At 45.8% G+C, this 26,991-nt stretch carries 20 protein-coding genes; 10 read left to right on the top strand and 10 right to left on the bottom strand.

Going from position 1 to position 26,991, the window contains the following annotated elements:
* Positions 1–83: 83 nt before the first annotated feature.
* Positions 84–2,483 carry an ABC transporter permease gene (locus tag AC23N5_RS01395; RefSeq protein WP_487754222.1) on the bottom strand — a complete coding sequence of 800 codons (2,400 nt, stop codon included), beginning with the start codon at positions 2,481–2,483 and terminating at the stop codon, positions 84–86.
* A 221-nt stretch (positions 2,484–2,704) separates the two neighbouring features.
* On the opposite strand from AC23N5_RS01395, the gene AC23N5_RS01390 reads away from it, so the two are divergent.
* On the top strand, positions 2,705–4,315 hold the full coding sequence (locus tag AC23N5_RS01390; protein ID WP_487754221.1) for a hypothetical protein: 1,611 nt from the start codon (positions 2,705–2,707) through the stop codon (positions 4,313–4,315).
* Positions 4,316–4,328: 13 nt separating this feature from the next.
* Positions 4,329–6,071 carry a lipid A-modifier LpxR family protein gene (locus tag AC23N5_RS01385; RefSeq protein ID WP_487754220.1) on the top strand — a complete coding sequence of 581 codons (1,743 nt, stop codon included), beginning with the start codon at positions 4,329–4,331 and terminating at the stop codon, positions 6,069–6,071.
* 17 nt (positions 6,072–6,088) lie between these two features.
* Here AC23N5_RS01385 and AC23N5_RS01380 read toward each other — a convergent pair whose 3' ends face one another.
* The 3 genes from AC23N5_RS01380 to AC23N5_RS01370 all read right to left on the bottom strand — a co-directional run bounded on the left by AC23N5_RS01380 (position 6,089) and on the right by AC23N5_RS01370 (position 8,333).
* A complete protein-coding gene (locus AC23N5_RS01380) occupies positions 6,089–6,823 on the bottom strand; it encodes a transglutaminase-like domain-containing protein (protein WP_229601274.1) in 735 nt (244 codons plus the stop codon).
* A gap of 210 nt (positions 6,824–7,033) precedes the next feature.
* Positions 7,034–7,795 (bottom strand): ThuA domain-containing protein, encoded by a 762-nt coding sequence (locus AC23N5_RS01375; RefSeq protein ID WP_472491000.1) that lies wholly within the window; start codon positions 7,793–7,795, stop codon positions 7,034–7,036.
* Between the two features lie 79 nt (positions 7,796–7,874).
* A complete protein-coding gene (locus tag AC23N5_RS01370; protein WP_183972187.1) occupies positions 7,875–8,333 on the bottom strand; it encodes a sterol desaturase family protein in 459 nt (152 codons plus the stop codon).
* An 88-nt stretch (positions 8,334–8,421) separates the two neighbouring features.
* On the opposite strand from AC23N5_RS01370, the gene AC23N5_RS01365 reads away from it, so the two are divergent.
* On the top strand, positions 8,422–10,143 hold the full coding sequence (locus tag AC23N5_RS01365) for a M3 family oligoendopeptidase (RefSeq protein WP_487754219.1): 1,722 nt from the start codon (positions 8,422–8,424) through the stop codon (positions 10,141–10,143).
* A 196-nt stretch (positions 10,144–10,339) separates the two neighbouring features.
* Positions 10,340–12,760, top strand: coding sequence for an ABC transporter permease (locus AC23N5_RS01360; protein ID WP_487754218.1), 2,421 nt, complete (start codon positions 10,340–10,342; stop codon positions 12,758–12,760).
* A 97-nt stretch (positions 12,761–12,857) separates the two neighbouring features.
* Here AC23N5_RS01360 and AC23N5_RS01355 read toward each other — a convergent pair whose 3' ends face one another.
* Positions 12,858–13,844, bottom strand: coding sequence for a hypothetical protein (locus AC23N5_RS01355; RefSeq protein WP_487754217.1), 987 nt, complete (start codon positions 13,842–13,844; stop codon positions 12,858–12,860).
* A 39-nt stretch (positions 13,845–13,883) separates the two neighbouring features.
* A complete protein-coding gene (locus AC23N5_RS01350) occupies positions 13,884–16,844 on the bottom strand; it encodes an FAD-binding and (Fe-S)-binding domain-containing protein (protein ID WP_487754216.1) in 2,961 nt (986 codons plus the stop codon).
* A gap of 80 nt (positions 16,845–16,924) precedes the next feature.
* Between AC23N5_RS01350 and prmA the strand changes: the two genes are divergently transcribed.
* The 3 genes from prmA (at position 16,925) to AC23N5_RS01335 (ending at position 19,483) form a co-directional block, all read left to right on the top strand.
* Positions 16,925–17,758 carry a 50S ribosomal protein L11 methyltransferase gene (prmA, locus tag AC23N5_RS01345; RefSeq protein WP_183972182.1) on the top strand — a complete coding sequence of 278 codons (834 nt, stop codon included), beginning with the start codon at positions 16,925–16,927 and terminating at the stop codon, positions 17,756–17,758.
* Complete coding sequence (locus AC23N5_RS01340) at positions 17,755–18,576, top strand: NAD(P)H-binding protein (RefSeq protein ID WP_487754215.1); 822 nt, start codon at positions 17,755–17,757, stop codon at positions 18,574–18,576. Before prmA ends, AC23N5_RS01340 begins: the two co-directional genes overlap by 4 nt.
* A 394-nt stretch (positions 18,577–18,970) precedes the next feature.
* Positions 18,971–19,483, top strand: a complete 513-nt coding sequence (locus AC23N5_RS01335; RefSeq protein WP_487754214.1) for an RNA polymerase sigma factor — start codon at positions 18,971–18,973, stop codon at positions 19,481–19,483.
* Between the two features lie 282 nt (positions 19,484–19,765).
* On the opposite strand, the gene murB is transcribed toward AC23N5_RS01335, so the two are convergent.
* From murB to AC23N5_RS01315, 4 genes are all read right to left on the bottom strand, one after another.
* Complete coding sequence (gene murB, locus AC23N5_RS01330; protein ID WP_487754213.1) at positions 19,766–20,785, bottom strand: UDP-N-acetylmuramate dehydrogenase; 1,020 nt, start codon at positions 20,783–20,785, stop codon at positions 19,766–19,768.
* A 46-nt stretch (positions 20,786–20,831) separates the two neighbouring features.
* Positions 20,832–22,025 (bottom strand): RsmB/NOP family class I SAM-dependent RNA methyltransferase, encoded by a 1,194-nt coding sequence (locus tag AC23N5_RS01325; protein WP_487754212.1) that lies wholly within the window; start codon positions 22,023–22,025, stop codon positions 20,832–20,834.
* A 111-nt stretch (positions 22,026–22,136) separates the two neighbouring features.
* Positions 22,137–23,474: a GntP family permease gene (locus AC23N5_RS01320; RefSeq protein WP_487754211.1), complete on the bottom strand. Its 1,338-nt coding sequence runs from the start codon at positions 23,472–23,474 to the stop codon at positions 22,137–22,139.
* Positions 23,475–23,651: 177 nt separating this feature from the next.
* Positions 23,652–24,578, bottom strand: coding sequence for a LysR family transcriptional regulator (locus tag AC23N5_RS01315; RefSeq protein WP_183972175.1), 927 nt, complete (start codon positions 24,576–24,578; stop codon positions 23,652–23,654).
* A 93-nt stretch (positions 24,579–24,671) separates the two neighbouring features.
* Here AC23N5_RS01315 and AC23N5_RS01310 point away from each other — a divergent pair, with 93 nt between their 5' ends.
* The 3 genes from AC23N5_RS01310 (at position 24,672) to AC23N5_RS01300 (ending at position 26,986) form a co-directional block, all read left to right on the top strand.
* The gene (locus tag AC23N5_RS01310) at positions 24,672–26,108 is read left to right on the top strand and encodes an NADP-dependent isocitrate dehydrogenase (protein ID WP_487754210.1); all 1,437 of its coding nucleotides are present in this window, start codon (positions 24,672–24,674) and stop codon (positions 26,106–26,108) included.
* Between the two features lie 12 nt (positions 26,109–26,120).
* Positions 26,121–26,360: a hypothetical protein gene (locus tag AC23N5_RS01305; protein ID WP_487754209.1), complete on the top strand. Its 240-nt coding sequence runs from the start codon at positions 26,121–26,123 to the stop codon at positions 26,358–26,360.
* A gap of 86 nt (positions 26,361–26,446) precedes the next feature.
* Entirely contained in the window at positions 26,447–26,986 is a 540-nt protein-coding gene (locus AC23N5_RS01300; RefSeq protein WP_487754208.1) for a hypothetical protein, read from the top strand.
* Positions 26,987–26,991 lie beyond the last annotated feature (5 nt).

Below are 26,991 nucleotides of genomic sequence, written 5' to 3'. Positions count from 1 at the left end.
CATCAAATTAAAAGCCCCACGTTCATCATTGAGCGTGGGGCTTTGTTTTAAGCATCGCTTAATTGCTTTCACATCGTGTTATTTTACTCTGCGCGCAAGTGCTTCACGGGATTGGTCACGACGGCTTTCATGGCGTGGCCTATGATGGTGGCGGCAGTAATGGCAACCATGAGCCCAAGTGTAGCCACCAAAAACCAGCCGCTCATTTGGATGCGATAGGCGTATTGCTGTAACCAGCCTGATGTAAGCCACCAACCTAGGGGGGCGGCAACGGCAAACCCTACCAACAATAAGCGACTAAATTCTCGCCCAAAAACCCATAGTAATTGTTCGGTTCGTGCGCCAAGCACCCGCCGAACGCCAATTTCTTTCGCCCGTTTTTCGGCCATAAACGTCACCAAGCCGTACAGTCCGAGGCAGTTCATGACGATGGCAATAAAGGCGAAAATCTGCACAAACCCAGCTAGAAGTTGCTCCATTTTTGTGAAAGAGTCGAGCAGTTCATTCAAGAAACTTCTTCTGTAAATATCTTCTGGAAAAGTGTTGTTCCAAATTGCTTCAACTGCTTTAGTAGCCGAGGACACTGCCGAGGGTGCAAAGGTGAGAACCGCCATCGAGCTGTGAGATAAGTCATGTACCAGCGCGATTGGGCGGATGGGCTCGTGCAAATTTCCCGTGCGAAAATCTTTAACAACACCCGCAATAACGTGCTCTGTACCTTTGATATGAATGGGTTTGCCGATGACTTCATTGGAGGAAGCGATGCCGAGCTGTTTTACAAAAGTTTCGTTTACCAGCACTTCGTGGCGAGAGGTATCCGTTTTGCTAAAATTCTGTCCTTTGACGAGCGCAAGCCCAAAAGCCGACAAGTAGTGTTCATCGGCGGTGCGGACGAGGATTTCAAACGATTCGGGTTCTGTAGAGGTATGATAACTGAACGGACTGGGACGGTTATAAGGAGAAACGGGTGGTTCGTTGGCAAATGTGACGGATTGTACCCCAGGCGTATCTAACCAACTTTTGCGTAACCGTTCGTAAGGAATAGGGCCTTGTTTGGGCAACCAAACCACCAATTTGTCGTTGGTTCTAAAGCCCCAATCGGCTTTTTGCATGTGTCGAAGTTGGCTGGTAATGACCAATACGACAATCAAAAAGAGCTGAGTGAGCAAAAATTGTCCCGTTATCAGTGTTCTCCGAATGGTGAGTCCGCCTTTGGCTCGGGTCAATCGCCCAGCGAGGGCTTTGATAGGATTAAAACCCGATAACACCCAAGAAGGGTAAAAACCCGCCAAAAAAACTACACCCAATACCAGTGGAACAAACCAAAGGAGGGCATTGGGGGTAAATACATCCAAAACAGAAATGTTGGGATGAAGCGTCTCATCTTGCTGAGTGAGGGTGTCATTGACCACGGGCAGCGCCAACTGGGTCAAAATTAAGGCAAGAAGCACAGCGGCGAAAGTCAGCAGGGCGGTTTCGGTCATAAATTGCTTTATCAATTGCCAGCGATTGCTACCCACCACTTTGCGAACGCCCGTTTCGTGGGCGCGTTGCAAGGCTTGGGCCGTGGCCAAGTTGATGTAATTGATACAAGCCGCCGCCACAAGCAACAGCCCAACGGCCATTAGAGCAAACAAAATAGGGCGAGGTGCCATGCCGCTCCGAGCGTGATTGAGCTCCGTCAGCGGAAGAACGTGGTACGAAAAGTTGCGAAGTTGAGCCGCTGGCAAATGCTTCTTCTGAACGGCTGCCAAGGCAGTGGTGAGTTGGTTGGGAGAAATGCCCTTGCGCAGTCGAACAAAACACATGCTTTGAAGCCCTAGCCAATCGTTGAGGGCAGTGGGCGGTTCTAAGTTTGTGAGGGTTGCGTAGGAGACGAGCCCGTCGTAACGAAGTTGGGTGTTTGAGGGTGGATTTTTAATGATACCCGTAACGGTCAGATTGACCCGATTGTCCAGTCGTACAGTTTTCCCAAGGGCGAGTGTGGTTTGAAAATATTTCTCGGCGTATCGCTCGCTGATGACGATGGCATTGGGCGTTGCCAAGGCTTTTTGAGGGTCACCACTGAGCCATTCCACCCCAAACAAATCAAAATACTGAGATTCGGTGAAGCACATGTTTCGCGATTCATTGAACTTCTTTTCCCAACCTCTTTGGCCATTAGGAATGCTGATGGTACGCCCAAAAAAGGTTTCTAATTTCACAGCACTTTCTACAAACGAATAATCGCGGCGGAGTACTTCGGCCAAAGGGCGAGGAGCCGCATCGGTTTGGAGCGTTGTTTCTTTTTTTAGGTCGGTCACTACCCAATACGAGCGTTCTACCTCAGGGTGATAACGGTCGAAGGTCAACATGTAGTTGACGACAAGAAAAATGACCAAGCCACTTGCCAGTCCGATACCTAAATTAGCGATGCGGATTAAGTTGATTTTTTTCTCACGCCGAATGCGGCGCCAAGCAAAGGTGAGGTAGTGCCAGTACATAAAATGAGTGTTTTGTCTATAAATAGAATATTAAAGAATATTATATATAAAAATATACTTTATTATTTTGTCTTAATTTCTTTCGTTGGCGTAGCGATGATGACCGTTTGATAAGTTTTTCGTGCGATTCTATCGGTATGTTGTTGGAAATGAAGTTTTAATCTGTTGATTTACAGTGTGTTATTCTACACGAATTTTCAACGTTTTAAAATCCTACGCCCATGAAACCTTTTTTCGATTTTCACACCCACACGTTTCTTAAAACCCATTTAAACCAAAAAGATATAGATAATGCTTCCACCCCTTTTCTGGAGATGGACGTGAAGATTCCTTTGGATATCGACGAATGGGGGTTTAATGATATTGTGGATTCTCAGGCCAGTTTTTCCCAAATTGCTCAGGGGGGAGGGCATTTAATCATTGTTGCATTGTACCCACTTGAACATGCTTACACCAAGTCAACGTTTATCAAGCTTATTAAAAAACTAACGCAAGATTTGAATGGGGTTTTGCTTGAAAGTGTTGAAAAGCAGAGGGTTAGTTATTGGGAGTTACTTCTAAGAGAATTGAGTCACGCGCTAAAATTTGAATCTAAACACCAAACCCTCAGAGACGAAAACGGCAACGATGTGGATGTGCATTACAAGATTATCAATTCGATGACTGAATATGACCCGCTCGCTCAAAATACCATCCATGTGGTGTTGTCTATCGAAGGAGGTCATGCTTTTTATGAAAATCCTGATATTCTAAATCAAGACATTGCGGACATTAAAGCGCGTATTACTGAATTTAAAACCCCTACCGCGCAGCGCCCAACGATATTTCATATCAACTTAGCACACCATGCCCAAAACCGCTTTACAAACCATGCCCACGCCATTCCGACGGATTGTGCAGGAAAGGGGGGAACGGACCGTTTTGGGGGGTACAATCCGATTGAGCATGGCCTCACAGAGGAGGGAAAAGAATTTGTTCGAAGATGCCTTCAACAGGAAAATGGTGAAAAACGGATTCTCATAGATTTGAAACATCTTAGTTTGAAAGCAAGACAAGATTATTACCAATTGGTCGAAGACGAGTTCCCTGGAACACCTTTGATTGCGACACACATGGGTGTAACGGGTTTTGCTTCCCAAAGCTTTCATTACGTGAAAGAGGGACAGTTGACGCCTATTGTGAGGGGAATTACTGAATATACCGACCGAAGGTGCTACAAGGTACATTATGAGCAATTGTTTGCGTTTGAGCTTAATCGCGACCGAATTTGCTTTAATCCTTGGAGTATCAATCTGTACGACGATGACATTGTAAAAATTGTAGAAACGGGTCCTACGGGTGGATTGATTGGTTTGGTGTTGGACGAACGAATTTTGGGTAAGACCAAATCTATCACCAATTACCACGCTCCTGAGCTTTTCAGCAAAACCAGAAGAGGGGCGTCGCCGTGGCTAGATGCACCTGCTTGTGTCAACGGGCACATTCAACAAATTGGATTGGACGACGATATGTTAGATATCAATACTGACCCGCGAAATGCGCACCCCAATGGGTTGTATTATTTTCTCAACAATTGGCTGCACATCGTCAAAATTGGGGGAGACAATGCTTGGCAGAACGTATGTTTGGGAAGTGATTACGATGGACTCATTAATGCGTTGGACGTAGCTCCTAAAGCGAACTTTATGGCTTCCTTTCGAACTCGACTCACGCAAGAACTTCCCCTAATTGCGGATCTCAAAGAGGTGCAGCTGCCTGCTTCGGCAGACGAATTGGTGGGGGCACTGCTGTTTGATAACGCGCTTAATTTTCTGAAAAACAACTGGCACTAAAAATCAACTTCTCATGAAACGGTACCTGATTTGTATTGCCCTTTTTTATTTCACCACGTATTCTTTTGGGCAAACGACCAAAAGAGCGACGTTAAAAAGAGATACGACGATTGTCCAAATTTCAGATTCGTTGCTGAAAGTAATCAATAAGAAAGGGCCTGATAAACAGCTACGAACGCGGAACGTTCCACCACTTGCTGACACTCTCTATTTGTCTGAAAAAGAAAAACGTGCCTTAAAAAAGGAACTCACCAAGGAGGCTCCCAATTTTAATGTTTTGACAAGTTCTCAACAGAAAAAGCTACTGTCAGAACTGATTCAGAAAATAAGCCACCTTGTGTTAACCGATAGCCTCATTGCCACCTTACAGCTTAACAATACTGATTTGCCAGCGTCTGACATCGAATACCGAGTCGAAAAAATTCCTCATTACAAAGTGGTATATGAAGTGTATGAGCGATTTCAATCGCAAATAGATTTTTTGCTATCTACCCAAATTCCTCCCCAAACGTACCTCAATGGGCTGCTTGCTAATTTGGAAATAGTAAGAAAGCACATGAACTTGTTGCTACAGCAGCAATTTGTTTTCTACCGATACACAAGCCTCTCCAAGCAGTTTATCAAGAGTGTTAATTTATACCATGACAACGATTTTCTACTTTTTTCAAAGATAAACCAAGATAGGGATTACACGGGTGGGTTTCGTTTTGAGTTTACGACCGATTACTTCAAAATGAGGCTTTTTCGGCCTTGGAACACCAACAACATCTTGAGTTATCAAAGTATTATGTTGGGAGGCGAGGGCTATACACCCTACATTCGGTTTCAGAAAGAAGAAGTAGAAGCTGCCACCCGCCAACAGTTAGTTGTCGATGCCAATACGGGCTATTTTACCCCGCAATCAATGGGGATTGTGAGCCGATACATGGATTCCATTCAAACCCGTACTGACAGACCCTTCGCGTCGTTTCAGTACATTGCGCGCGGAAAATACCGACTCAATCAACACGGGCATTGGCGCTCAAGAAGCTTTTTTAAACTCGGAATCATTGGAGGTAATATTGGCAAAAACCTACAAGCCATCATTCACCAAGACCTTACGGTAGGTTCTATTAGGGTGATGAACTGGGAAAAACAAATAGCTAATGGCGGACGATTGGGCTTTAATATTGACCATAATGTCGATTTGATGTTGTTGTCGCCCGAAAGTACCGTTTTCAAAAAAGAAAAATACTTAGACTCCACCTACAAAAGGAAGCCATATAGCCTGAATGTGTATTTGCCCGTTGAAATCCATACGGGTTCTGAGCTGGATGCTTGGGGAGTAGGAGTGGGGGTTTCTAACCGAAACTTTAAAGATAGAAGCGGAACAAACGACCTTAAATTGGATAATAACCGTAGCCAGCCTTGGTATCAGCGGTGGTATAATAATTGTACGATTTCTACTGAATTGCGTTACCGAAATGTCATCCACAATTCGATGCTCGAAGGGGTGGGGTGGTTTAAAACCTGGGAAGATGATGTGTTTGACAATGAGGCACCAACCGTTTATAAATTACGAGCGAATGAAGTAAATCGCCATTTATTGACGTGGGATTGTTTCATCGGCATTCGGTTCTATAAGGTATCGGTTTATTACATGCAGACGCGTACATTGAATGCAGAATTTAATAAAATGATTTTGAATCAAAAATCTCCTGAAAGCAAAGGGAAACCCTACGGATGGGCAAGGATAGGGTTTAATTTCTTGATTTAAGTTCGGGAAAAGGTTTTTCATTCCTCCAACAGCTCCGTCTCTACTTCCAGCGAGTGGAGGGTTGCATTGCCAAATTGCGTCACCATGGCGACGTCGGCGGCGTCGCGGCCATAGCCAAGGACAACGCGGTAGCCGTGGGTTTCTGACTGGACTGCGTCGAAAGTGTACCATTTGTCGCCTACGTAGGCTTCAAACCAGGCATGTAAGTCCATGAAATTGAGCTTGTCGAGGTAGCCGACTGTCATGCGGGCGGGGATAGACAGCGTGCGGCACAAGGCAATGCCCAAATGTGTAAAATCGCGACAAACACCTACTCGCTGATAAACTACGTCTAAGGCCGTGGTGGTCGAATAAGTGGTGTTGTATTCGTAGCGAACATGGTGGTAAATCCAACGCCTGATAGCTTCTACTTGTTCGTAACCCCACGAAGCATCGCCCACGATTTGGCTTGCCAAATTTTGAAGTTCGGGTAAGTCCGATTGGCAATAACGGCTGGGCGAAAGATATACCAACGTTTCCGTAGGCAAATTTTCCACCAAAATATAGGGAGGAAAAGGGGCACTTGGCGCCTCTTCTTCATCGACCAGCACTTCTATTTCGGTAGTAATCGTTAGCTGTCCGACGGGAAGAACAGCGCGCACGCAATGGTTTTCGTAAGAGTCGTTGTAGTTGCTAAAAGGAACAAAAGGGTCGGTGCTAAATTCTTCTTTGAGGACAATTTGTCCTTCTTGGCGTCGGGGACTAAGAAGCATTTGAACGGTTGTAGGGGTGTGTATTTGGTACGTAAATACACTTTTACCTCTTATCTTCATGGGTAAGGAAAGGCGAAATAGAATTTTGTGTAAAGTACCAAAAAAAACGCAGTTTTAGCATCATTTTCGCTGATTTTTGGTGTATAAAAAAGGCAGGTTCCTTTCGGGCCTGCCTTCTTCGTGATTGTACTCAGGTGCCAACGTAACCCCTTACATTGGTTTCTTTACGGACTTGCGTCCCATGGCGTATTCGATGCCGCCTAAAAGGTGTTGGACAAACAATGGTTCTACAAACGATTCGTCGGTGTGGCCGCCACCTGTGTAAAACGAGCGCCCTCCGTCAAATTCACGATACCATATAAACGGGTGATTGACCCCGTTTGCGCCCCCTTTGTAGGTGCTTTCATCGAGCGTGGCGAGGACCTTAATCCCCAACACAATTTTTTTATAGTTATACAATTCGTCAAAACGCTTCCAGCGGTCGGGGAGCATCGAGGTAGAAGGGTGATTTTGGCTGTGTACCACCACGTCCACGCTTTGCTGTTTGGGGTGGCTTAAAAAATACGCCCCTACCAACTGATTGTACCAAGGCCAATCGTATTCGGTATCGGCCGCCGCGTGAATCCCTACGTAACCGCCGCCTCCGCGAATGTATTGCTCAAAAGCAGTTTGCTGAGCGTCGTTGAGGACGTCACCTGTGGTACTCAAAAACACCACTGCTTTGTATTTTTTTAAGTTTTCGGACGTAAATGCGCTGGCATCTTCGGTCGTATCTACGGCGAATTTGTTTTGTTCACCAAGCAACATCAACGCGGCTTTTCCTTTGGGAATGGAAGCGTGACGGAATCCCTTGGTTTTGGCAAAAACTAAGATGGCATCTTTGGTCGTTGATGCAGCTTTTTTCTTTTTCTGGGCAAACGAACTTACCGTGAGCGCCAACAAGAAAGCGCAGCAGTAAAACAATCTTGTCATAATCTTCATCTGGTATTTTGGGAAAAAAGACGCACCCAAATGAAAACTACTATAAAAACTGAGAAGTAGTTGAGAGTTATTATTCGCCTTTCACGGATGCCTTCTCATATTTTTTTGGGGCATACAAAAAACCAAACGCCTCGGCACCGTCGCGCTCGTGGACTTTGTGGTGGATATAATGCGCCCGAATGATGCGGTTGAGGTAGCGATTGCTGGTTTTAAATTTGATTTTTACCCGACGGTGAACAATCACGTCGTGAAAAAGAAAATACCCAATGCCGTACAGGGTTATGCCAAAACCAACGTACATCAACCAACGAAGTGCTTCTACTTCTGAGCCCACTACGATGAGGCCCGTGGCCGATACGCCAAAAATGATTCCAAAGAGGTCATTGGTTTCCCACCAGCCTTTGTGGTGTACGTGGTGCGATTCGTGCCAGTTCCACATGATGCCGTGCATGATGTATTTGTGCGTGAACCAGGCAAAGCCTTCCATAAAAACAAACGTGCCGAGCACAAGGAGAAAATTGAGTAGCATGGGAAATAAATGTCCGATGTTTTCAGAAAAACCAATTTTTAGGTTCTTTTGTTAGACAACAAAATCAAAACATTGCAAATTTAGCTTTATGTCAGCACTTACCATACCGCAGCGCCCGCCCCGTCCGTTTTTGGGCGAGGAGTTTTCGTTAACGACTTGGGAGCAACTTCAACCTTTTTACGAAAACCTAAAAAACCGCGTCATTGAATCAACGGACGAACTTCGTCAGTGGTTTTTGGACAAAAGCGAACTGGAGTCGTATTTGTCAGAAAACTTTGCATGGCGATACATCCGCATGACCTGCGATACCAGCAGCGAACAATATCAACAGGAGTTTAACGATTTTGTGGAAAACTTTCAGCCACAGCTCAGTACGTACGGAAATGAGCTAGATAAGAAAGCATTGGATAGCCCTTTTTTGAGCGAACTCAAAGACCAAGGTTTTGAGGTGGCGCTGCGCGGAATGAAGAAAGCAATTGAGATTTTTAGGGAAGAAAATATTCCGCTACAAACTCAAATCCAAACCGAACAAGCCAAATACGGCGCGATTATCGGGGCGATGACGGTGACGATAAACGGGGAAGAAATGACGCTCCAAAAAGCGTCGGATATATTGCAATCAACCGACCGTGCGGTGCGTGAAGAAGCGTGGCAACAAATTCAAACGCGCCGCTTGGCCGACAAAGATACGCTGGATCAATTACTCAATTCCCTGCGTGATTTGCGTCACGAAGTAGCCACCAACGCAGGTTTTTCTAATTTTCGCGACTTTATGTTTGCCGCGTTGGGGCGTTTTGATTACACGCCTCAGGACTGTTTTAACTTCCACGAGTCGGTGGCGGAAGCAGTCGTGCCGATGCTCAACGACATGGCCCAAGAGCGTAAGGAAGCGTTGGCACTGGAAGCGCTTCGTCCGTGGGACTTTAAAGTCGATCCCCAAAACCGCCCGCCGCTCAAACCGTTTAGTACAGGAGAGGAGTTGTTGGAAAAAACGATTACTTGTTTTACCAATCTTGACCCGCAACTCGGTGATTATTTACGAATTATGAAAGCCATGGGGCACCTCGACCTCGAATCGCGGAAAGGGAAAGCGCCTGGTGGGTACAATTATCCGTTGGAAGAAATCGGGGTGCCGTTCATTTTTATGAATGCTACTTCCAACCTGCGCGATTTGGTGACGTTGTTGCACGAAGGTGGCCACGCCGTACACAATTTTGTGACGCGCGATTTGATGCTTAATTCGTTTAAAAATCCTCCTGCTGAAGTGGCGGAATTGGCCTCAATGAGCATGGAGTTGTTGACGATGGACTATTGGGATGTGTTCTTCGATAATGAAGATGACCTGCGCCGCGCCAAAATCCAGCACTTGGAGTCGATTATCGAAACTCTGCCTTGGGTAGCTACCATCGACAAATTCCAGCATTGGCTTTACGAAAATCCTACGCATACCGTGGAGCAGCGGCAAGCAGCGTGGTTGACGGTTTATGAACAATTTAGCGACTCCATAACCGACTGGAACGGACTCGATGACGCGAAAAAATACATTTGGCAAAAACAGCTCCATATTTACGAAGTGCCGTTTTACTACATCGAATACGGCATGGCGCAATTAGGAGCTGTAGGCGTGTGGCGCAATTACAAACAAAATCCACAAAAGGGACTCGAAGGGTATTTGAATGCCCTAAAATTGGGCTACACCGTACCGATTAGCCAGATTTACGCAGCAGCCAATATTCCCTTCGATTTCTCAAAAGGCTACATCACCGAGCTGATGAATTTTGTAAAAGAGGAATTGTTGAAGTTGAAATAAAACTGATATTTAGAGTGTCGAATGCAGAGTGCAGAATGTCGAATGAAATCCACTTACTCGACACTCTGCATTTGACATTGTGTCATGGAGATTCATCCCATTTTTAGCCCGATTTACCCCATTTTTGTATTTAACTTCCAATCGTTCAGTACTCTTGCGGTAAGAAATTAGTACAGAACTAACTAAACCTTGGGACATGATTGGAAGCTACATTAAAACATCACGACGCAATTTGCTGCGCAATAAATTATTCTCCTTCATCAACATTGTTGGCCTTGCCATCAGTATGTCGGTGGGGCTGCTTTTAATCGCTTTTGTGCTGGATCTCTATTCGTACGATAAGTTTCACGATAAAGGTGACAGAATCTACCGCCTCACCAACATGGCGACGGTCAATGGAGAACAAAGTGGTAAATACGCTGCTACCTCGATAAAGGTGGGAAAGCTCATTCAGGAAAAAGTGGCAGGAGCTGAAGAAGTGGCGATTGTTGGGAATGACTTTTCGCAAGATGCCAAAGTAGGAGATAATGTACTTCCAATCAAGGGTGTTTGGGCAACCCCGTCGTTTTTCAACGTATTTAGCTTCTCGATGCGGGAAGGTAGTGTCACAACTGCTCTGAAAGAACCCTACTCGATTGTGTTAACCGAAACCGCCGCCCGAAAGCTTTTTGGCCGAGAAGATGTGCTTGGGGAAGCCGTTCAGTTTGATACCCTCAATTACCGAGTGACGGGAGTCATGAAGGATGTTCCGTTTTTTTCGCACATTCATTTTGAGGCATTGGTGTCTCTATCAACGGCTGAACAGCTCAACAAAGGCAAAAATTGGGATCAATGGCTTAGCAAATGGGCTAATTACGTGTATCTTTTATTGCCCGAAAACGGCGATGTTGCGACGGTTGAATCGCAACTAGAAACGGTGGCAAGAGAAGAAAACCTCAGCAATAACAATACAAAGATAAAACTTGAACTTCTTCCCTTATACACTATTGTGGTGGGCGAAACGCTCCGTGGAACCGAGGGCGGGCCTGGTGCGGTGGGGCCTCACATGCCCCCAATGGTTTTGTGGATACTTGTGGGGCTTGCGTTGGTGGTGATTTTATCAGCCTGTTTCAACTATACCAACCTTTCGATTGCGCGTGCCATGCGCCGCTTCAAAGAGGTAGGGCTTCGCAAAGCGATTGGGGCAGGAAAAAGTGAAGTACGGCAACAGTTTTTGGTAGAAGCCATTATGATTTCACTGGCTGCACTGGTGTTGTCTTTTGTGCTGTTTCTCATTTTGCGGCCGATACTGATTAGTCTAGCTCCCGAAATGCAGCAAACGGTACAACTTGAACTCACGCCGTGGATGATACTAGCTTTTGTCGTTTTTTCGGTGACGGTCGGTGTTATGGCAGGTTTCATGCCTGCGTTGTTCTTTTCAAAAGTCAGTGCGATGAGTGCACTGCGAAACGTGTCGAACGTGAAGGTCTTCAAACACCTTACCCTAAGACGAGCCCTGGTGGTGGTTCAGTACACCCTCACATTGATATTTATTACAACGACGGCTGTTGGGTATGTGCAGTACAAAAACATCCTTTCCTTTGATTTGGGGTTCAGCACCGAAAACATTCTTAACATTGACATGCAGGGTAATAGACCCGATGCCTTTGTCAAACAACTGAGCGAAATGCCCGAAGTGACGGCCTTGTCGCGGTCGGTCATCGTGACAAGCGTAGGGAATGCCTGGGGAGGTTTTGTTAAATATAAAAACTCCCTCGACTCGGCCTTGGTAATGACCAATAACGTGGACGAAAACTACCTAACCTTGCATGAGTACCAACTTATTGTGGGGGGAAGTTTTAAGACGCATCCCACTACCTCAATGGCTGCCACCGAAATGATTGTAAACCAGCAATTCTTAAAACGATTTAACATTAGCCAAAACAACCCCGAAAAAGCAATAGGCCAAGTGGTGACATTCAGCAATTTTCAGGGGACTCGCCAAGTAGAAATTGTGGGGGTGATGAAAGACTTTCACTATGGCAAAGTCGATAATCTGATTGAACCCGTTGCTTTTATGCACTGGACGCCCGAGGATAGAGCCGTGGTGAATGTAAAAATAAAAAGCACCGATTTGCTGGCAACAAGGGTCAAAATAGAGGCAGCGTGGAAGGGGCTAGACCGAGTACACCCTTTAAACGCAAAATTTTATGACGAAGAAATCGAAGAGGCTTACAGCGAATTTTCTACACTGCTCAAAATTATTGGTTTTCTTGCGTTTTTGGCTATTTCAATCGCCTCTATGGGATTGTTTGGAATGGTGGCTTACACTACCGAAACACGGTTGAAAGAGGTAAGTATTCGCAAAGTAATGGGGGCTACGTCGAGCCATCTTATTTATGTGCTTAGCCGTGGATTTCTGTTTCAGTTGCTGCTTTCGGCGGGCATTGCTTTGCCCGTGACGTATCTTTTCTTTGAACGCTTTGTACTCACCAATTTTCCTTATCATACACCTGTGCAGGTGGTTGAGTTGTTGGCGGGTTTATTGGTAGTATTGTTGATTGCCTTTCTGATGATTGGCTCGCAAACGCTCAAAGCGGCAAGAAGTAACCCCGCTGAAGTGTTGAAAAATGAATAAAACGAAGGTAGATAATAAATAATGTCGAATGCAGAGTGCAGAATGTCGAATGAAATCCACTTACTCGACATTCTGCACTCTACCCTCGACACTCCAGCTAATTTTTAGGCTTTTCAATGGGTTTGAAGCGTATATCAGTTGAAATAATGGCTTCGTTGATGGCCTCCAAATAAGTGGAATTAGGGAAATCACGTTGAAAGCGCTCGAAAAGCCCTTGGAAATTTTTTATTCTTCCGTTGGGGCCGATACCCCCGCGGGTAAAAAGCGACCGATGCGTGAGTTGAGCTAGGGTCAACTCGCGCGTGTGCGGGAGGTGTTGTAGCCCTTCCGAAAGCGTATTGTAAGCCTTTTCCCATTGAGTGCTGTCTGGAATGACAAATGTTCCTCGTACCATACCCATATCTAAACTCGTTCCCAAAAAATGCTGCTGAACAGACGAGATATATGAGTCAGAGATTCGGGCATCGTCTGAAAGTAGTTTAAAAGGCGGCTTTTCGTTGATATACAATTCTCCCTGCGACCGAAGGTGGGCTTGTTTACGAATAAACTTTTGTCCTTCGATGGATGCCATTACGTAGGTGTTCATAAACGAATGGCTAGTATCACACGTTCGTTGAAAGCGTTCCCAATACTGATCAGCGAGGTCATTAATAATTGTACTGTAATTATCCAAAGACATGTGCCTCACCAGCGGTTTGTCGGCCAAAGAATCTTTCCCGAACAGCATACTTTCGTACAAAAACTGATGCAGTGCGGCCGTACGTCCCTGTACTTGTGGCGACTGCATACGGCTTGGGTTACAGAAAACGAGGGTGTCGTTGGGAGATAAAATAAAATCAACCCGATAGCCGAGGCAGTCGATAGAAACTTTTTGGGGTGTTTCTAAACGAATATCGGTTTCAAAGTTGCCATGATTATCAGTGTACCCTTTCGCAATCGAACTCGACGAATAGAAGGAGTTCGAGAGTTTTATTGAAATTTGGTATTTTGAGGACGGGAACCCCTCAAAATGCCCACGAATGTGAACATTGGGTTGCGCAAAGCACTGCATCGCTCCCAATAACAACGTACACAAAAATCGCATCTTCATTTGGTGTAAATAAATAGTGATTAAGGGTCAATTTTAACGCAAGGCATTCCACAAAATCTCAATCGGATGAAGGGCTTTTTTGCCCGTACCGTCTTTGATTTGGTGACGGCAACTGGTGCCTGGTGCGGCGATAAGTACATCGTCGGGCTGTTGTCGAACCGTAGGGAAAAGCACCAATTCGCCTACTTGCATCGAAAGTTCGTAATGTTCTGTTTCATATCCAAATGACCCCGCCATTCCGCAGCACCCCGACGGAATCAGCTGTACCTGATAGTTTTGCGGCAATGACAACATTTTCTTCGTAGGAGTCAGCGAACCAAGGGCTTTTTGGTGACAGTGTCCGTGTAGTTTTATGAGCTGACGGTCTTCCGTAAATTGATTACTACGGATGTTTTTGGCGTCGATTTCGCGAGCGATAAACTCATCAAACAACAAGGCATTTTGGGCCAATTTTTGCGCCTCTTCGCGGAGCGAGGCAGGTACCAAATCGAGGTATTCGTCGCGGAAGGTCAACAAAGCCGAAGGCTCGATGCCCACTAACGGCGTCTCGCTCGAAATCAAGTCTTTCAGCAACGTTACGTTTTGAATGGCAATTTTTTTGGCTTCTTTAACCAGTCCCTTCGAAAGGTACGTGCGCCCGCTTTCGAGGTGAGTAGGAATGAGCACTTCGTAGCCTAATTTCTCCAAAAGCTGAATGGCCTTTTGTCCAATTTCTACGTCATTAAAATTCGTAAACTCATCACAAAAAAGATAAACCTGCCCTTTGCCTTTTGCTTCTTGCTCCTTGCCTCTTGCCTCTTGCCCCTTGCCCACTGCCCACTGCTTCAACGTCGTGCTACTCAGCATCGGCATGGTGCGGTCGGGGTGAAAACCGACGATGCGGTTGGCGATTTTGCGTAAACTTTCGGTACCAAAAACGGCATTGTACGCCCAAGGAACGAGGCTCGCGAGCTTCATCTGTTGCGTAAAGTTGGCAATCAAACGCGCGCGGAACGGAACGCCATTTTTGTCATAATAGCTTTGTAAAAACTCGGCCTTCATTTTGGCAATGTCCACGCTCGACGGGCATTCTGACTTACAGCCTTTGCACGACAAGCACAAATCAAGAATTTCTTTGGTTTCTTCGGCGCTGGTAGGCGTAGGCGCCGCCTCGGTATAAAAGTGACGAAGCATATTGGCGCGGGCGCGGGTGGTATCGCGTTCGCGGCGACTGGCCATGTAGCTGGGGCACATCGTTCCCCCCGTGATTTGGGTTTTGCGGCAGTCGCCCGAACCGCTGCATTTTTCGGCCAACCGAAGGATGCTTTCTTGGTGGCTAAAATCAAAAACGGTTTCGGTTTTGGGCGCAACTTGGTCGGGTTGGTAGCGCAGAAATTCGTTCATGGGCGGCGTATCCACAATTTTGCCACGGTTAAATACGCCGTTCGGGTCAAAAATGGCTTTCACTTTTCTAAACAGCTCATACACCTGCTCGCCCATCATAAAAGGAATAAACTCGCCGCGCAGACGTCCGTCGCCGTGCTCGCCCGAGAGCGAGCCGTTGTATTTTTTGAGCAATACGGCCGTATCGGCCAAAATCGCCCGAAACGTAGCTTTTCCTTCGGAAGTTTTTAAGTTCACCATTGGCTCTACGTGCAACTCACCCGCTCCCGCGTGCGCATAGTATGAGGCATGAACCCCGTGTTTTTGAAGCACTTCACCAAGGTCTTGAATGTAATCGGGGAGGTCTTCTACTGCCACCGCACAGTCTTCAATGAGGTTCACGGGCTGGATGTCGCCAGGGAGGTTTCGGATAAGACCCAAACCTGCTTTACGAACATCCCACGCTTTTTTTGATTCGTCGCCAAACAAAAGCGGGTAAGCATAGCCCAAATTGGTGGCTTTTAGCTCAGCTACCAAGCGGCTTGCCATAGCTTCTACTTCGGGGCGGGTCGCAGCGCCAAATTCCACCATGAGCATGGCCGCGGGGTCGCCTTCGATAAAAAAGCGGTTGTGGCGGTATTCGTTGTGGCCTTTGGTAAAATCCATGATGTATTTATCGACCAGCTCCGACGCCAATGGCTGATGACGCATGGCGAGGCCGTTGGCCAGCAACGACTCGTGCAGCGACGTGCAATGAATGCACAACAAACCCAACTCAGCAGGCGGCAGCGGCAATAAATTTAGTTTTGCTTCGGTCACAAAACAGAGCGTTCCTTCCGAGCCTGCAATGAGTCGGCACAGATTAAAGGCTTCCGTTCCCCCAAAAGGCGCGGTATCCAGCAGGGCGTCGAGGGCGTAGCCTGTGTTGCGCCGAGTGACGGTTTTTTTGGGGAAGTTTTTATGAATTTCTTCTTGGTACGAAGGCGTTGAAAGCAGGGCAAAAATCTCGTTGTCGATTTTTTGCTTCAAGTCACCCTCGGTATTTTTTGGTGAATTAGTCTTTGAAACTTCGGGGCCAAAGTGAACTTCGATACCGTCGGAAAGCAGGGCTTTTACTTCCAACAAATGGTCGCGGGTGGTGCCCCAACTGATGGAGTGGAGCCCGCAGGAATTGTTCCCAATCATCCCGCCCACCATCGCGCGGCTCGCCGTGGACGTTTCGGGGCCAAACATCAAGCCGTAAGGTTTCAAAAAGGCGTTGAGGTCGTCGCGAATAACGCCAGGCTGAACCCGAACCCAACGTTCTTGTGGGTTGACTTCCAGAATTTTATCAAAATATTTAGAAATATCGACGACAATGCCATTGCCTACTACTTGCCCCGCGAGCGATGTACCCGCGGCCCTTGGAATCAGCGTCAGTTGGTGGCGGGTAGCAAACGCAATCAATTGTTGAATGTCCTTACTACTGCGCGGCAAAGCCACCGCCAAGGGCATTTCTTGATAGACCGAAGCATCGGTGGAGTACAATTTACGGATGGCTTGGTGCGACGTGGTGGTATCAAAATACAATTCTCCCTCAAAATCAGAGGTAAGTTGTTCAAAAGGAAGTTGGGTAGTGGTAACGTAAAACATCAGACATGAATGGTTTGTGCAAATGTAGTTTAAAATCAGATTGGGCGTACCTTTGCAGCGAAACGGTAATTTATGAAACTATGCCTGCTACTTATTATGAAGCGCGTTTGACGCTTAATCCTGATTTTAACGAAATCGTCATGGCTGAATTAGGCCAAATTGGCTACGAGTCGTTTGTCGAAACCGACGAAGGGCTTTTGGCCTATATCATAGATGAACAATTTGACGCTGCCCAACTTCAGCAATTGGTTGACGACTACCAGTCGATGACGCCGATTACGGTGGAATACCAACAGCTCGAACCCAAAAACTGGAACGAAGAATGGGAGAAAAACTACCAGCCGATTGAAGTGGCGGGAAAAATCCGCGTGCGTGCGTCGTACCACGAGCCGAATCCTGCGTTTCAGTACGAAATTGTGATTGATCCCAAAATGTCGTTTGGAACGGGTCACCACGAAACCACTACCTTGGTCATGGAACAACAACTTTCGCTGGATCATCAGGGAAAATCGTTGCTCGACGTAGGAAGTGGCACGGGTATTTTGGCGATTTTGGGGGAACTATTGGGTGCGACTAAACTCACCGCCTTCGACATCGAAGAATGGGCGTACCTCAATGCCGTCGAAAACGCTGAGATGAATGGTTGTAAACACATGACCGTTTTTCAAGGAACCATCGAAGACTGTCCGCACGACACCTACGACATTGTGTTGGCCAACATCAACCGCAACATTTTGCTTCGCGAAATCCCTATCTATGAAACGTTCTTAAAAGCGGGTGGTACGATGATGGTGAGCGGTTTTTACGAGTTTGACATAGCGGATATTACGCAAAAAGCCGAAGAAGTTGGACTCAAGTTAGTAGCTCAAAAAACGCTGAACCAATGGGCCACTTTACGTTTTGAAAAACCATGAAAGTAAGCATTTTAGGATGTGGCTGGCTGGGCTTGCCTTTGGCCAAAAAACTCATAGAACAAGGACACGTGGTAAGAGGCTCAACAACCCGTGCCGAAAAACTGAGCGAACTGCGTCAGGCAGGGATTGAGCCGCTTTGGCTGCAATTGTCGCCCGAACCGAAAGGAATAGGCTGGGATTATTTGTTGGATACCGAAGTGTTGGTTGTAAATATCCCGCCGCGATTGGCGCACACGGGCGCGACGTTTCATCCTGCCCAAATCGAGCACTTGGCCACTTTGCTGAAAAATAGCTCGGTGCAGCGCGTGATTTACGTAAGTTCAACGTCGGTCTATGCCGATGACAATCGGACGGCGGTAGAAGACGACGTAACAACACCCGAGCAGTCGGCGGCACCTGCCTTGGTGGAAGCCGAGCGTATCATTCAGGAAGTAGGAAAAACGTGGCTCGTGCTTCGTTGCGGTGGCTTGATGGGCTACGAGCGTATTCCTGCAAAATACGTATCGGGTAAAAAAAATCTGACGACGGGGCATTTACCCGTCAATTATCTGCACCGCGACGACGCCATCGGAATCATTGAAACGTTTTTATCTTCGCCCAACGAAGCATGGAATCAAACCTATAACGTGGTTTCGCCCCAGCATCCTACCCGCCGCGAGGTTTATTTGGGGAGTTGCGAACCGTTTGGGTATATTCCTCCAACATTTGAGGATGATGCTTTAGCGCCTTACAAACTGATTTCGTCGGAGCGCCTGCAAACGCACCTTCCCTATTCGTTTTTGTACCCCAACCCTTTAGATTTTTATTACGCCCTCTAAAAGGTCTCTCATTTTGAGGTAAGTAGATATACCAAAAAAGCGCCATCGAAAGTGGCGCTTTTTTGGTTGTTTCCTTCGTGAATAGGGGGTTTTTGTTTAATATATTGTTTTTAATATTAAACAGACATTAGAATTTTTTATTTTGTTTAACTTGTTTTTCTATAAATTAAACAAAACTGAAAATTGTACTTTTTTGTGTAAAATACCCCTTTTTTGCTTCTTTTTGACTTGTTTTTTTGGAAAAAAGGCATTGTAAAAGACATTAAAATTAGTCGCTTAGAATAAAATTAGTAGGATTTTGTTCTATAATTTGCAAAATAGGTTTGGTATTGTAAAATGTTATTGTTTAACTTTGCTTCATAAAGATTAAACAAAAATCAACAATCCAAAGACCATGACCGCCATAGAATTCACCTACAATATTTCAAAAGTTTCAAAGTCATTGAAACCATTTGCCATGCGCCTCACCAAAGACCATGATGATGCCAATGATTTGCTTCAAGATACCTTGTTGAAGGCGTTTACCAACCGAGAAAAATATGCTGATGGAACTAACCTAAAAGCGTGGCTCTACACAATTATGAAAAACACGTTCATTACCAACTATCAGCGCATGGTAAGGAAGAATACTTTCATTGACGAATCTGAAAATTTGTACTACATCAATTCGCTTGAGAATAGCACGGATAATGAAGCGCCTTCAACGTTTATAATGAATGACATCAACCGCGCCGTAGATTCATTAGAAGAATCGTTCCGTACGCCGTTTATGATGCACTACCGAGGATTCAAATACCATGAAATTGCGGAGCGTTTGCGTATTCCGATTGGAACAGTCAAAAACAGGATTCACATTGCTCGAAAAGAATTGAAAGACAAATTATACGTGTACGAACACGCATTTTAGGGGAGAATAGACAGATTCGGGCAGTTGGCCGTTTAAAGGGAACTTTTCAGTTGTCTTTAGAACGATTTGGCGAAGGTTTTATGTTATAAAAAGCGCAGTGAGTGAATTAAGCTGCCATAAATAGGTTTTAACAACTCTCCAATAAATATAAACCAAAAAGACGAAAAAAGGAGAGTAAAAAGATATAGAGGTTTGTTTTTTAAGGAAACATCAAAAATTTTAATTTTTGGTTAAAAAAGAGGAAGGTTCCGAAAAGTTGGCTAGTTTCTGGCCAACTTTTTTTTATACGAAGTTTACCTCTGTATGCAACCGAATACCAAACTGCTCTTCGACTGAGTTTTGAATCTTATAGGCAAGTTGTTGTATGTCAGCACCTTTTCCTCCTCCGTAGTTGACCAGTACCAGCGCTTGTCGGGTATGAACGCCAATGCTTCCAAAACGTTTTCCTTTCCAGCCGTTTTGTTCAATTAACCAACCTGCGGGCACTTTCACGGTCGTGTCGTTGATTACATAGCCTGGAATGGCTGGGTATTGGATTTTAAGTGCTTCGTACTGCGAAGCAGGGATTTCGGGGTTTTTGAAAAAACTGCCTGCGTTTCCGATTTCGGCGGGGTCGGGGAGTTTGCTACGCCTAATTTTGATGACGGCCTCACTTACTGCTCGAATGCTCAATTCTTTGACGCCCATTTGCGTAAGGGTCGTTTGAATGTCGCCGTACGATACCTGAAAAGTGGGCTGTTTGGCCAGCTTAAACTGAACACTGCTGATGATATATTGGCCTTTCACTTCGTTTTTAAACACACTATCGCGGTAGCCAAAGCGGCAATCGGCATTAGTAAAAATGTGTTTTTCGCCCGTAGCTAACTGTACTGCTTCGAGGCGGTCGAAGGTGTCTTTGATTTCGACACCGTACGCACCAATATTTTGCATGGGAGCAGCTCCGACGGTACCAGGTATCAAAGATAAATTTTCGAGGCCAGCCCAGCCTTTTTCGACGCAGTGCATGACAAAACCATGCCAGTTTTCACCAGCCCCCGCTCGTACCCAGACGTGCTCTTGGTCTTCTTTCACAACTTGAATGCCTTTGAGATTGATTTTGACCGCCAACCCATTGAAGTCTTGCGTGAGGAGAAGATTGCTGCCACCGCCCAAAATGAGCATTGGTGACGTGTGTGCATTGGGAAGTTGAAGGAGTGTCTGAATGTCTTCTTCATTTTCTACTTCTACCAAGTAGCGTGCGGAGGCATCGATACCGAAGGTATTATACGGCTTGAGTGAAACGTTGCTTTGAATGGTAAGCATTATGGGTGAGTGGTTCCTTGGACAAATAACGTAAAAAAGGTGGTTTTTAACAAGGTTTTACCAACGATGCCATATAAAACCCGTCGAATCCGTCGCGGGCGGGAGAGGTGCGCGTTTCGGTTTCAAGCGTCCATTGTTGGCCTTGCTCTTTGAGAAAGCGCTGCACCTGATTTTCGCTTTCTGAGGGTAAAATGCTACAAGTGGCATAGACTAATTTGCCGCCAGGTTTAACCATTTGTGAGTAATGGCTTAAAATATCGTACTGCGTTTGACGAATTTGCGCCAAAAATTCGGGCATAATCTTCCATTTAGAATCTGGATTTCGTCGAAGCACTCCCAAACCTGAACAAGGCACGTCTAACAAAACGCGATCGGCCGTTTCGCGGAGGCGCTTGATGGTTTTGGCTTCGATGAGGCGCGTTTCGACGTTGCTTACCCCATTGCGACGTGCGCGGCGGCGAAGTTCGTCTAGTTTCCAGTTCTCTACGTCCATGGCAATCAATCGCCCTTGGTTTTGCATCAAAGCGGCCAAGTGCAAGGTTTTTCCGCCAGCGCCTGCGCAAGCATCAATGACCCGCATTCCAGGCTGAACGTCGAGCGTGGGGGCAATCACCTGCGAACCCGCGTCTTGAACCTCAAAAAAGCCGTTTTTGAACGCCTCCGTTTGAAATACATTTTTCTTTTCTGTCAATGCCAACGCAGAGGGCAACGAAGGAAGTGGGTTCGTTTGAATGCCATCTTTAGCCAACTCCTTTTGAAGTGCTTCGCGGTTGGTTTTGAGGGTATTGACGCGTAAAACAACGGGGGCAGTTTGGTTGAGCGCGTGCAGTTCATCGTCCCATTTCTCTCCTAATTCCAAAGCTCCCACTTCGTCGAGCCAATCGGGGATAGATTCGCGGACTTTTCGGATTTTCTTGGCTTCTTCGTAGGCTTGACGAATACGCTGCGGCTGAATGTGGTCAAATTCGGTCCAGGCGGGAAGTTCGTTGCCTTTGAGTGTCTGCCAAATGGCAAAAATATCGCTGTAAGCAGGTCGTTCTTCTTGACTTACAAACAATAACAACCGCCACCAGCGGACGATTTCGTAGGTATTTTCGGCAATAAAACCGCGGTCGCGAGCGCCCCATTTACGGTTTGATTTGAGGACTTGCTCAATCACTTTATCGGCTTGACGGCCTTTTTCAAAAATTTCGCCGAGCGAAAAAACAATCGCTTCGACCAACACACGGTGGTATCTCATTCGGGGAAGATGGACAAATATTCCTCAAAAGTACAAGGAATTCCGCGAATGTCGAAGGTAGAGTGCAGAGTGTCGAATAATTCTGCTGAAGGATGCTCATCACCTGATTATTTACAGAAGTAAGAATTTTAGAAGATAAACCATGCTCAGTGCGACCAGACCCATCAGAGTAGAGGCTGGCGAAAAGAGACGCAAGGTCTGAGATACGCTAAGATTGCCAAAGCGAGAAATGACCCAGAAGTAGGAATCGTTGGCGTGTGAAGTTACCATCGAGCCTGCCCCCGTAGCGAGTAGGGCGAGCACCGTGCCCGTTTCGGAAGCAAAACCCAACGAATCTAACAAAGGCGCAATTAACGAAGCAGTAGAGACAACGGCAACCGTCGAAGACCCTTGGGCGGTTTTGAAAATAGCGGCTAATCCAAAGGGAATAAGCAGTCCCCAACCACCCGAAGCAATGGCCGAACCATAGACTTTTCCGAGTTCAAGCCCTTTGATGATTTCTCCAAAAGCTCCCCCCGCCGCCGTTACAATCAAAATCGGTCCTGCTTTGGAGATGGCATCGTCGAACAGGGCATTGAGTTGCTCCTTTTGCAGCGGACGAAACAATGGTAAGGTCAGTAGTAAGCCAACAATAAGGGCAGGAATAGGCTCACCTAAAAACTTGACCATTGTAAGTACAACCGCAGGTAGCGCGTCGGGGCTAAGCAATACGACTGATTTGAGCGAAATGAGGGCAATGGGAACGATAATCGGTAGAAATGAGCGCAAAGGAGAAGGAAGATTTTCGGTCGGAATGGTTGGGGTAGGTAAGGCGTTTTGATCGGGCGTTTCTATTTCGGGAGTTGGTTGGGCAAGGCTGTACAGATACCCTACAATGGCAGCGGGTAATGCGACCACTACGCCTAATAACATGGCTTTTCCTAAATCGACATTGAGCACCCCAGCGGCGGCGGTGATTCCAGGGTGAGGCGGTACCAAGCAATGCACCGCATAAAGCGACGTTGCCAAACAGCCTATCAGCGATATTCGCTTTTGGGGCAATTGAAGCCCCAACGAAACGACAAGCCCACTCAATACGACGAAGCCTGAGTCGCAAAAAATCGGTAGTCCAATCAAAAAACCAATGATACTCACGGCCAACGGTGCGTAGCGTTCGCCTGTTTTGGCTAAAACAAAATGGGCAAGACTGAGGGTCGCGTTGGTTTTATCCAAAATAACGCCCAGCGTGGCTCCCAAAATAATCAGTAAACCAATTTTTTCAAGTGTACCTCCAAAACCTACTTTGAGGGCTTTGAGTACATTTTCTCCGTCCATGCCTGCGGCAAATCCTACGCCCATTGCTACGAGTACCAGCACAAAAAAGGTGTTGAACTTGTACCGCGAGCTCAAAATAATAATGGCTAAAATGCTGATAAACAGTAGAACGCTGACGAAGAAAGGGCTAAGCATTATGAATGGGATTTTTGTACATTATCATTGAAACTCAGCTAAGCCCTTTTTTTACTCTTATGATGGCGCGAGGCTGCGCCTCGTGTCGTTTATTTATAGGCTTCCAGCCAGATAGTGGGAGTTTCATGAAAAACGGCTAGAAGCCTTTGAATAGGAATCACGAGCAGTATGCTCGCGCTATCCCTGGTTTTCAAACCAAGCAAACTTTTCATGAATTAGGTTCTGTTTTTCTTGGGTCACGTAGTCTAAGTAAGCTTGGGCAACGGGCGAAAGCTTTTTGTCTTTCAACCAAATCAACGTCCAAGTAGAAGTGATGGGAAAACCTTCGACGGGAATAATGCGCAGTTGCTGATTGACCAGTTCGTTTTTGATACCAATGAGCGGCATGATGGAATACCCAAGTCCCGCAATGACGGCCTGTTTGACGGCTTCGTTGGAGGTCAATTCCATTTTTTTGCGGACGGGAAGGTTATTTTGAAGAATAAATTTTTCCATCACATGCCGTGTACCTGATCCTTGTTCTCGATAAATGAGCGGAATATTTTCAAAAATGGATTTATCATAAAGAGCTTCGTTGTACTGCGTTTCGGCATTTCCCACTACGAAAAGCTTGTTTTGCATAAGCTCAATTTTTTCAATTTTCAGGGTCTCGGGCAAGACACTTACCCACGAAAAATCAACCTCATTTTTTTCGAGACTCGTTACCACTTGGGTTTTGTTGGTAACGTCCATTTGGAGCTCTACGCCAGGGTGTTGCCTGATAAAATCGGCAATGAAGTAAGGGGCGATGTACTTGCCCGTCGATACCACCGAAAACTTGAGTTTGCCCGTAAGTTGACCTTTGTGGGCGTGCATTTTATAATTGATGGCATATACTTCGGTCAAAATCTTATCGGCAGCTTCGGCTATTTCTTGACCAAAATCAGTGACATAGATTCTCTTGTGGAGCACTTCAATCAACGGAATATCAAACTGCTCTTGGAAGTTTTTGAGCTGAATCGAAACCGCAGGCTGCGTCAAATGCAGCTCTTCAGCAGCTTTCGTAATGCTGCGTGTTTGTGCCACTTTGAGGAATATTCGTAATTGGTTAAGCGTATAATTCATAAAAAATATTTATGATAACTATTGTAAAGTTAAATAAAAATTTATAAATACTACTACAGACCTTTGCACCGTCAACCAAAAACAAATTCATTAATGAAAAGAATTACGGTAGCAAAGGGCGACGGCATCGGTCCCGAAATCATGGATGCCACTCTTTCCATTATCAAAGCCGCAGGGGCGCAAATTGAAGTAGATGAAATCGAGGTGGGTGAAAAAGTGTATTTAGCAGGTAACACCTCAGGGATTGCCAAAGAATCGTGGGACATTATCCGCCGCAACAAAGTATTCTTGAAAGCCCCCATTACGACTCCCCAAGGTGGTGGTTACAAAAGTTTGAACGTAACTACGCGTAAGTTTTTGGGTTTGTATGCCAACATCCGTCCGTGCATTAGTTTACATCCTTTTGTGAAAACAAAACACCCGCAAATGGACATCGTGATTGTGCGCGAAAACGAAGAAGATTTGTACGCAGGTATCGAACACCAACAAACCGACGAGGTGGTGCAGTGTTTGAAACTGATCAGCCGCCCGGGCTGTGAAAAAATCGTTCGCTATGCGTTTGAGTATGCCAAAAACTACGACCGTAAAAAAGTGACGTGTTTTACCAAAGACAACATCATGAAGCAAACCGACGGACTGTTTCACCAAGTCTTTGATGAAATTGCGAAAGAATACCCTACCATCGAAAATGAACACTGGATTATTGACATTGGAGCGGCCAAAATGGCGGATACACCCGAAGCGTTTGACGTCATTGTGATGCCGAATTTGTACGGAGACGTGCTTAGCGACGTGGCCGCTCAGATTGCGGGCTCAGTAGGTTTGGCGGGTTCGGCTAATATCGGCGAAGAGTGCGCTATGTTTGAGGCGATTCACGGTTCGGCACCCCGAAGAGCAGGCCAAAACATGGCTAATCCGTCGGGCTTATTGCAAGGAGCGGTGTTGATGCTCAACCACATTGGCCAAACCGACGTAGCCGAAAAAGTACAAAACGCCTGGCTCAAAACCATCGAAGAAGGCATCCATACCTACGATATTTACAAAGAAGGGGTTAGTAAGCAAAAAGTAGGGACGAAGGAGTTTGCCGAGGCAGTCATCAAAAATTTGGGTGAAAAACCGACTCAATTAAACGCCGTAAGTTATGCCGCAGGCACTTCGTTTAACTTGCCAAAATACCAACGCAAAGCTCCCAAGAAAAAAGAACTGCTAGGGGTGGATTTGTTTGTGCATTGGGACGGCGAAAGTGCCGATGAGTTGGCAGCGATGGTGCAGAAAATCAACACATCCGAGGCAACATTGAGCATGATTACCAACCGTGGTATCAAAGTTTGGCCAGAAGGTTTTCCCGAAACATTCTGCACCGACCACTGGCGTTGCCGCTTTAAACCTGTCGGAACAACCGAGTTAGACAAACAACAAATCGTAGGGCTGTTGGAGGCCGCAAGCGAGCACAACATCGACATCATCAAGACCGAAAATTTGTACGCCTTTGATGGCACACCTGCTTTTTCACTAGGACAAGGACAATAACTTTCTGAAAAAATGAATATACAACTTTTGAATGGTCATTTTTTGTCATTGGAGGCCATTGACCTCTTGGCGCAGTTTGTGCAAGTAAAAGTGCGGTTTCACGAAAATAAAATTGAAAAAAGCCAAAATGAAGAAGATATAAAAATGCGCGAAAAGCGGATCAAGCAACTTCAGCAGGATTTTTTTGAAGCCAAACAACAGCTTTTGAAGCAACCAACTACTGGGCTGAATGCGGAGATAAAAATCAACTAACCTACACTGTACTTTAAGAAAAGTACCATTACCAAAGGGCTGTTCCAATCACTGGAGCAGCCCACCTTCATCAACAACCAAATGCTATGAATTCCATTTCTTCAAATCAGTTATTTTTGGTATGTCCTTTCTGCCAAATGGAAGGATTTATTCGCAGGCATTTTGGCGACGTATTCTTTCTGACATCCCCTGCTTCGGTGTTTGATTTTGAGGATGATGCGTATTTGAAAGAGGTAAAAAAAACGATTTACAACGAAAATATTCAGGACATTTACTTGGTGGGAGACGTTTCCTGTCGATTTGTGAGAAATGCCTTGATTCCGAGAAAGTTGGGTTATTTATGGTGCGAGCAATTTATCAGTGAACTGTGTTCTGAAACTGATACGTCGATTTCCTTGACGGAGAAATTACTCAGAAAACAACTCTATGAGCTAAGTGCTGAACGTATATTCGGTAGCGAACTAAAAAAAGGGGAACTACGATTGCACGCGTTAATGACTTCCAAGGCGGAGAATTTGATTTCTCCTGTGTATTGTGAGTTCTTACAACGAATGCAGCTAGGTATTGAAAAAAAAGCTAACGGCACGCGTTCAAGGTTTGTGCCGTTAGATGAGGTAAGTGTTTAATTTGC

It is taken from the genome of Runella sp. R5_40, assembly GCF_057652295.1.
Note: the sequence above shows the minus strand (reverse complement) of the source record. Positions and strands in the feature narration are given on the sequence as shown.